The organism is Streptomyces pathocidini (assembly GCF_001418495.1).
GTDB lineage: Bacteria > Actinomycetota > Actinomycetes > Streptomycetales > Streptomycetaceae > Streptomyces > Streptomyces pathocidini.
This window is the reverse complement of the sequence record NZ_LIQY01000510.1, coordinates 1-5549: the sequence shown is the minus strand read 5'-3', so window position 1 is coordinate 5549 and position 5549 is coordinate 1. Positions and strand designations below refer to the sequence as shown.

The window sequence follows — 5549 nt, the reverse complement described above, 5'->3', positions numbered from 1 at the left end:
CCGGGACCACCCCGGCGAGCATGCGCACCCGGGAGTCGGCGGGGTGGATGCGCTCCAGCAGCGCCTCGAACTCCAGCCGCCCGTCACGGATGATCACGATCTCGCCGTCGACCACGCAGCGCGGCGGCAGGTTGGCCCGGAAGGCCTCGACCAGCTCGGGGAAGTAGCGGGTGAGCGGCTTTCCGGTACGGCTGCCGATCTCGATCTCCGCACCGTCGCGGAAGACGATGGCCCGGAAGCCGTCCCACTTCGCCTCGTACCGCATGCCGGCCGGGATCCTGGCCGCGGACTTGGCCAGCATCGGCTTGACCGGGGGCATCACGGGGAGGTCCATGAGTCCTCATTGTGGGACCGTGCCCCCGGTCATGCCCGCCGGGAGGCGGGTCGGCGGGGCCGGGCCTAGCGTTGGCCCCATGGCGGAGACGGTGGAGCTCAACGTGGGCGGGCGGCCCGTACGGCTGTCCAACCCCGGCAAGGTGTACTTCCCCGAGCGAGGATTCACCAAGCTCGACCTGGCCCGCTACTACCTCTCCGTCGGCGACGGCATCCTGCGCGCGCTGCGCGACCGGCCGACGACGATGGAGCGCTATCCGGACGGTGTAGCGGGCGAGTCGTTCTTCCAGAAGCGGGCGCCGAAGAACCTCCCCGACTGGATCCCCACCGGCCGCATCTCCTTCCCCAGCGGGCGGTACGCGGACGAGATCTGCCCCACCGAGCCCGCGGCCGTGGTGTGGGCGGCGAACCTGGGCTGTCTGACCTTCCATCCGTGGCCGGTGCGTCGCGCGGACACCGAGCACCCGGACGAACTGCGGATCGACCTCGACCCGCAGCCGGGCACGGACTACGAGGACGCGCTGCCGGCCGCCCTCGAGCTGCGGGACGTCCTCGACGGGCTGGGGCTGCGCGGCTGGCCGAAGACCTCGGGCGGCCGCGGACTGCACGTCTTCGTGCCGATCGTGCCGGAGTGGACCTTCACTCAGGTGCGGCGGGCGGCCATCGCCATCGCGCGGGAGCTGGAACGGCGTGCGCCGGACCGGATCACCACCGCGTGGTGGAAGGAGGAGCGGGGCACGAAGGTGTTCGTCGACTACAACCAGACGGCCCGGGACCGCACCATCGCCAGCGCTTACTCCGTGCGCCCCAGACCCCATGCCCCGGTGTCCGCGCCGCTGCGCTGGGAAGAGCTTCCGGACGCCCGTCCGGAGGACTTCGACCTGGCGACGATGCCGGTGCGCTACGCGGACATCGGCGACATCCACGCGGACATGGACGAGCACGCCTTCCGCCTGGACGCCGCCTTGGAACTGGCCAGCAAGGACGAGCGGGAACACGGTCTCGGCGACCTCCCGTACCCGCCGGAACACCCGAAGATGAAAGGTGAGCCGAAGCGGGTCCAGCCCAGCCGCGCCAAGCACTGAACGGTCCCGGCCGCCGCGCCGGAACCACGGTCCACCCACAAGAAGCATCACAAATGGGAATCTATTGGGTAATTTGCCACTGGAATATCCGTGATGCTCTGGATGGGAGGCTCCGGGATGGGTGACGCCGGCTCAGCGCTGTGCATGTCGGAAATGTTCGCAACCATGGCGAAGGCCCTGCACGGACAGCCCTCGCGCGAGCAGATCCTGCAGGAGATCACCGAACTGGGCGCGAGCACCGTCGCGGGTGCGCAGTACGCCGGGGTGGCGCTGCTGCGCCGCGGCAGGACCCTCGAGAGCCCCGCCTACACCCACCCGCTGGTCCCCCGCGTGGACCGCGCCCAGTCGCTGGCCGGTGAGGGCCCCGCCTTCCGCCCGGCCGACGCCGAGGGTTCCGAGAAGGTGCGGACGACGGCCGACCCGGCCGAGGGTGTGTCGGTGACCCGGGTCGACGACCTGGCCGCCGATCGGCGCTGGCCCCGCTTCGCCCGCGAGGCCGCCCGCCTGGGCATGCGCTCGATGCTCAGCTGCCGGCTGACGGAGGAGCGGGACTCGGCCGGCTGCCTCAACCTCTTCTCGGCCGAACCCGGCGCCTTCGGCGAGGAGTCGGCCGGGACGGTGGCGGTGCTGGCGACCCACGCGGCGATCGCCCTGTCCGCAGCGGCGGCCGTGGAGAACCTCTCCAACGCCGTCGCCAGCCGCCAGGTCATCGGCGAGGCCACCGGCATCCTGATGGAGCGCTACCGCGTGACCTCACGCGAGGCGTTCGCCATGCTGGTCAAGGCCTCGCAGGATCTCAACGTCAAGCTGCGCGAGATCGCCGTGCACGTCGTCGCCACCGGCCAGAACCCGGCCGAACTCCGCGCGGCGGACTTCGCGGTGGCCCGCCAGTAGGCCCCGCACCCGACACGCCCGAAGGGGGTACGCGATGGAACCGGTGGCCGCGCTCGACCGGATCGCGTTCCTCCTCGAACGCGCCCAGGCCCCCACGTACCGCGTACGGGCCTTCCGCACCGCGTCCGAGATCGTCGCGGGGCTGCCCGCGGAGGAGGTCGAGCGACGGGCCGCGGCGGGCTCGCTGCAGTCGCTGCGCGGCCTGGGCCCGAAAACCTCGCAGGTCGTCAAGGAGGCGCTGGCGGGCCAGGTGCCCGGCTATCTGGCGAAGCTGGAGGAGGAGTCCGCGGCCGAGCCACCCGACGAGGCGGCGGCGGAGTTCCGGGCGGCGCTGCGCGGCGACTGCCATGTGCACTCGGACTGGTCGGACGGCGGCAGCCCGATCGAGACCATGGCCCGGACGGCCGCCCAACTGGGCCACGACTGGGCGGTGTTGACCGACCACTCCCCCCGGCTGACCGTCGCCCGCGGCCTGTCGGCGGACCGGCTGCGGAAGCAGCTGGCGGTGGTCGAGGAGCTGCGGGAGCGGCTCGCGCCGTTCCGGCTGCTGACCGGTATCGAGGTCGACATCCTCCTCGACGGCTCCCTTGACCAGGAGCCCGAGCTGCTGGACGAGCTCGACCTGGTCGTCGCCTCGGTCCACTCCGAACTGCGCATGGACGGCCGGAAGATGACCCGCCGCATGGTGGCGGCCGTCTCCAACCCACTGGTCGACGTGCTGGGCCACTGCACCGGGCGGCTGATCGGCGCGGGCCGGCCGGAGTCGCAGTTCGACGCCGTGGAGGTCTTCGGCGCCTGCGCCGACTCGGGCACGGCCGTGGAGATCAACTGCCGCCCGGAGCGGCTGGATCCGCCGCGCCGGCTGCTGCGCCAGGCGGTCGAGGCGGGCACGTTCTTCTCTGTCGACTCCGACGCCCACGCGCCCGGCCAGCTCGACTGGCAGATCCTCGGCTGCGCCCGGGCCGCGGAGTGCGGCGTCCCCCGCGAGCGGGTGATCAACACCTGGACCGCCGACCAGTTGCTCGACTGGACCCGCACCCGAGAACCCCCGCGCGGGAGTTGAACGCTGTGTCCCGATTCGTACAGCGGTTGACCACGTACCGCCTGGGAGGGAATCTGCGGTACGCCGCCCCGTTCCGAAGCGTTGACAGTACGAGATGTGATCAGCTGGCACGGCGCGCAGACGCGCTCTGCCCGCCCACCGCCTCCTGTCCCGGCCGGAGGAGCCGGTCCGCGATCATGGCGAGGGCCCTCCCGCTGCATCGCGGACCCGGCTCCAGGCGCTTCCCCCTGCTGCCCGCACCTGGCCGGGGCAGGATCCCTCCCCAGTCGGCCCTCGGCCGAGCAGCGCCGCTGAACCACCCTCGCGGGCCCGGCGTTCCAGCTCGTACAGCGTCTTTCGGGCACGCCGCGCCGCGGCCGGTCCCAGGGGCGCGCGCCACCACCCGGTTGTCGTCGTCGTGGTCCACGACCGCGGGATGGGTCGCGTCGGGGCGCGGGTGCTTGGCCAGGGCGTACGGTCGCCTCGCCGCCGGGCGGCAGGGGCTGGGGTTGGGGCCGTTGGCGCCCAGGAGAACCGGCCTCACCTGCCGCGCGGGCGACGCTCCCTCAATTCCGCGCGCTGTACAGCGTCAGCGGCAGGTGGTCCAGGGACTGGTCGGTGAAGAACCGCACCACCAGGTCGGTGATCACCTCTGGCTGCTCCAGCTGGACCATGTGCCCGGCCGCCGGCATGACCGCGACCCGTGCCCCCGGGACATGGGCGGCCATCTCGTCGCCGTGAGCCGGCGGAGCGTAGCGGTCGTGTTCGCCGTGGACGAAGAGGGTGGGAGCGGGCGGCAGCGGATCAGGACCGCAGAGCTGGTGACGCAGCATCCGGGCGGCGTTCTCCCCGAACCGCTCGGCCTGCCCCTCGGGCATTCTCAGGAACTGGCGCTCCAGCAACCGCGACAGGGCCGCACCGCGCCGAGTAGGAGCCTGGTCGAGAACGGGGGCGAGCAACTCGACGACGCTGCGTGCGAAGTCGTCCCTCCGATGGTCACCCAACGCTTCCACCGTCCTCAGGAAGGTCTCCCGCAACGGCTCGGAGAGGGTGCGCCGGGCGCCGACGAGCAGGAGCCTGGCCACATGTTCCGGGTGCCGCTGGGCGAACCGCAGTCCGATCGTCCCGCCGTAGCAGGCCCCTACGAGATTCACCTTCCGGACACCGATCCGGTCGAGGGCATGCCTGGCGGCATCGGCGAGAAAGGCCATGTCGTAACGGGCGGGCAGCACATCCGAGTTCCCCCAGCCCGGCAGGTCCACGGAGACGACGCTCGCGACCTCGGTGAACCTCGGCTCGAACCGCGCCCAGGAGTACTTGTCCTGTGCGGCACCTCCGAGCATCAGGATCGGCTCGGTTCGGGCCGTGCGCGTATGGAGGACGCGGCAGTCGTAGCGGAAGCCCCGGAAGGACAACTCGACGATCTCCTCACCCGTTTCCTCCCCGCGACGGGATTCGAGCGGGGCGCAGTTGGGCGGGACATGACGGAGGAGATCGCGGGTGGCTACGGGAGATACGGATGCTGGGCTGGCAGTCAAGAGGCGCTCCATGCACGGGGACAACTCGCCCCATGGGTACCCCCACACGGGGGCGGGGGGCGGCAACGTCACCCGGACAGCGGCGCGGCGCGCACAGACGGTCCATTCGCCCGTGCGTGATCCGAATCCCAGGCGCAGTATCGATGTTGATCAACCGTTCGCCCCCAAGGGCGGATTCCCTACCCCGTGCCTTCCTACGAAAGGATTCGGCCTCATGTCGCGAATCGCCAAGGCCGCTCTTCTGATCGCCGTTACAGGCGCCGCCATCAGCACCGGGACCGGTGTGGCCGCCGCCAACGACGGCGGCGGGGGCGCCAAGGCCGCAGCTGTCGGCTCTCCTGGCTTCCTCTCAGGCAACGTCATCCAGGTTCCGATCAGCATCCCGATCAACGCATGCGGGAACACGCTCAACCTCCTGGCCATCCTCAACTCGGCGGGCGGCAACAACTGCGCCAATGTGAATTCCCACAACCACCGGGAACAGCACAGCTACAGCGGCCACCACGAGGGCTACCGGGACAACGGCCACAACGGTTACCACGACAACAAGGACTACGGCTCGCGCCGCCGCTAGCGACCGTGACCGGCCGATGAGCCGAGCCGGCGGGACGGAGGGCTGAAGCAGCCCTTGCCTTCCGGACCCCGCCGCCCCACCTG

6 protein-coding genes are annotated in these 5549 nt (G+C 71.2%); 4 read left to right on the top strand and 2 right to left on the bottom strand.

Going from position 1 to position 5549, the window contains the following annotated elements:
• The coding region (locus tag AOK16_RS21595) for an ATP-dependent DNA ligase (protein WP_478072518.1) at positions 1-334 on the bottom strand (334 nt) is incomplete at its 3' end.
• A gap of 79 nt (positions 335-413) precedes the next feature.
• Here AOK16_RS21595 and ligD point away from each other — a divergent pair.
• The 3 genes from ligD to AOK16_RS21580 all read left to right on the top strand — a co-directional run bounded on the left by ligD (position 414) and on the right by AOK16_RS21580 (position 3375).
• Positions 414-1418 carry a non-homologous end-joining DNA ligase gene (gene ligD / locus AOK16_RS21590; protein WP_055473844.1) on the top strand — a complete coding sequence of 335 codons (1005 nt, stop codon included), beginning with the start codon at positions 414-416 and terminating at the stop codon, positions 1416-1418.
• 165 nt (positions 1419-1583) lie between these two features.
• Positions 1584-2312, top strand: a complete 729-nt coding sequence (locus tag AOK16_RS21585; protein ID WP_205627749.1) for an ANTAR domain-containing protein — start codon at positions 1584-1586, stop codon at positions 2310-2312.
• Between the two features lie 34 nt (positions 2313-2346).
• A complete protein-coding gene (locus AOK16_RS21580) occupies positions 2347-3375 on the top strand; it encodes a PHP domain-containing protein (protein ID WP_055473842.1) in 1029 nt (342 codons plus the stop codon).
• Positions 3376-3920: 545 nt separating this feature from the next.
• Here the strand turns inward: AOK16_RS21580 and AOK16_RS21575 are convergent.
• The gene (locus tag AOK16_RS21575; RefSeq protein WP_055473841.1) at positions 3921-4769 is read right to left on the bottom strand and encodes an alpha/beta fold hydrolase; all 849 of its coding nucleotides are present in this window, start codon (positions 4767-4769) and stop codon (positions 3921-3923) included.
• A gap of 337 nt (positions 4770-5106) precedes the next feature.
• Here AOK16_RS21575 and AOK16_RS21570 point away from each other — a divergent pair, with 337 nt between their 5' ends.
• Entirely contained in the window at positions 5107-5466 is a 360-nt protein-coding gene (locus AOK16_RS21570) for a chaplin (RefSeq protein WP_055473840.1), read from the top strand.
• Positions 5467-5549 lie beyond the last annotated feature (83 nt).

Excerpts from the sequence above, each read along its gene's own strand:
- ligD (WP_055473844.1), top strand. The coding sequence starts at position 414 with ATGGCGGAGACGGTGGAGCTCAACGTGGGCGGGCGGCCCGTACGGCTG.
- AOK16_RS21585 (WP_205627749.1), top strand. The coding sequence starts at position 1,584 with ATGGCGAAGGCCCTGCACGGACAGCCCTCGCGCGAGCAGATCCTGCAG.
- AOK16_RS21580 (WP_055473842.1), top strand. The coding sequence starts at position 2,347 with ATGGAACCGGTGGCCGCGCTCGACCGGATCGCGTTCCTCCTCGAACGC.
- AOK16_RS21570 (WP_055473840.1), top strand. The coding sequence starts at position 5,107 with ATGTCGCGAATCGCCAAGGCCGCTCTTCTGATCGCCGTTACAGGCGCC.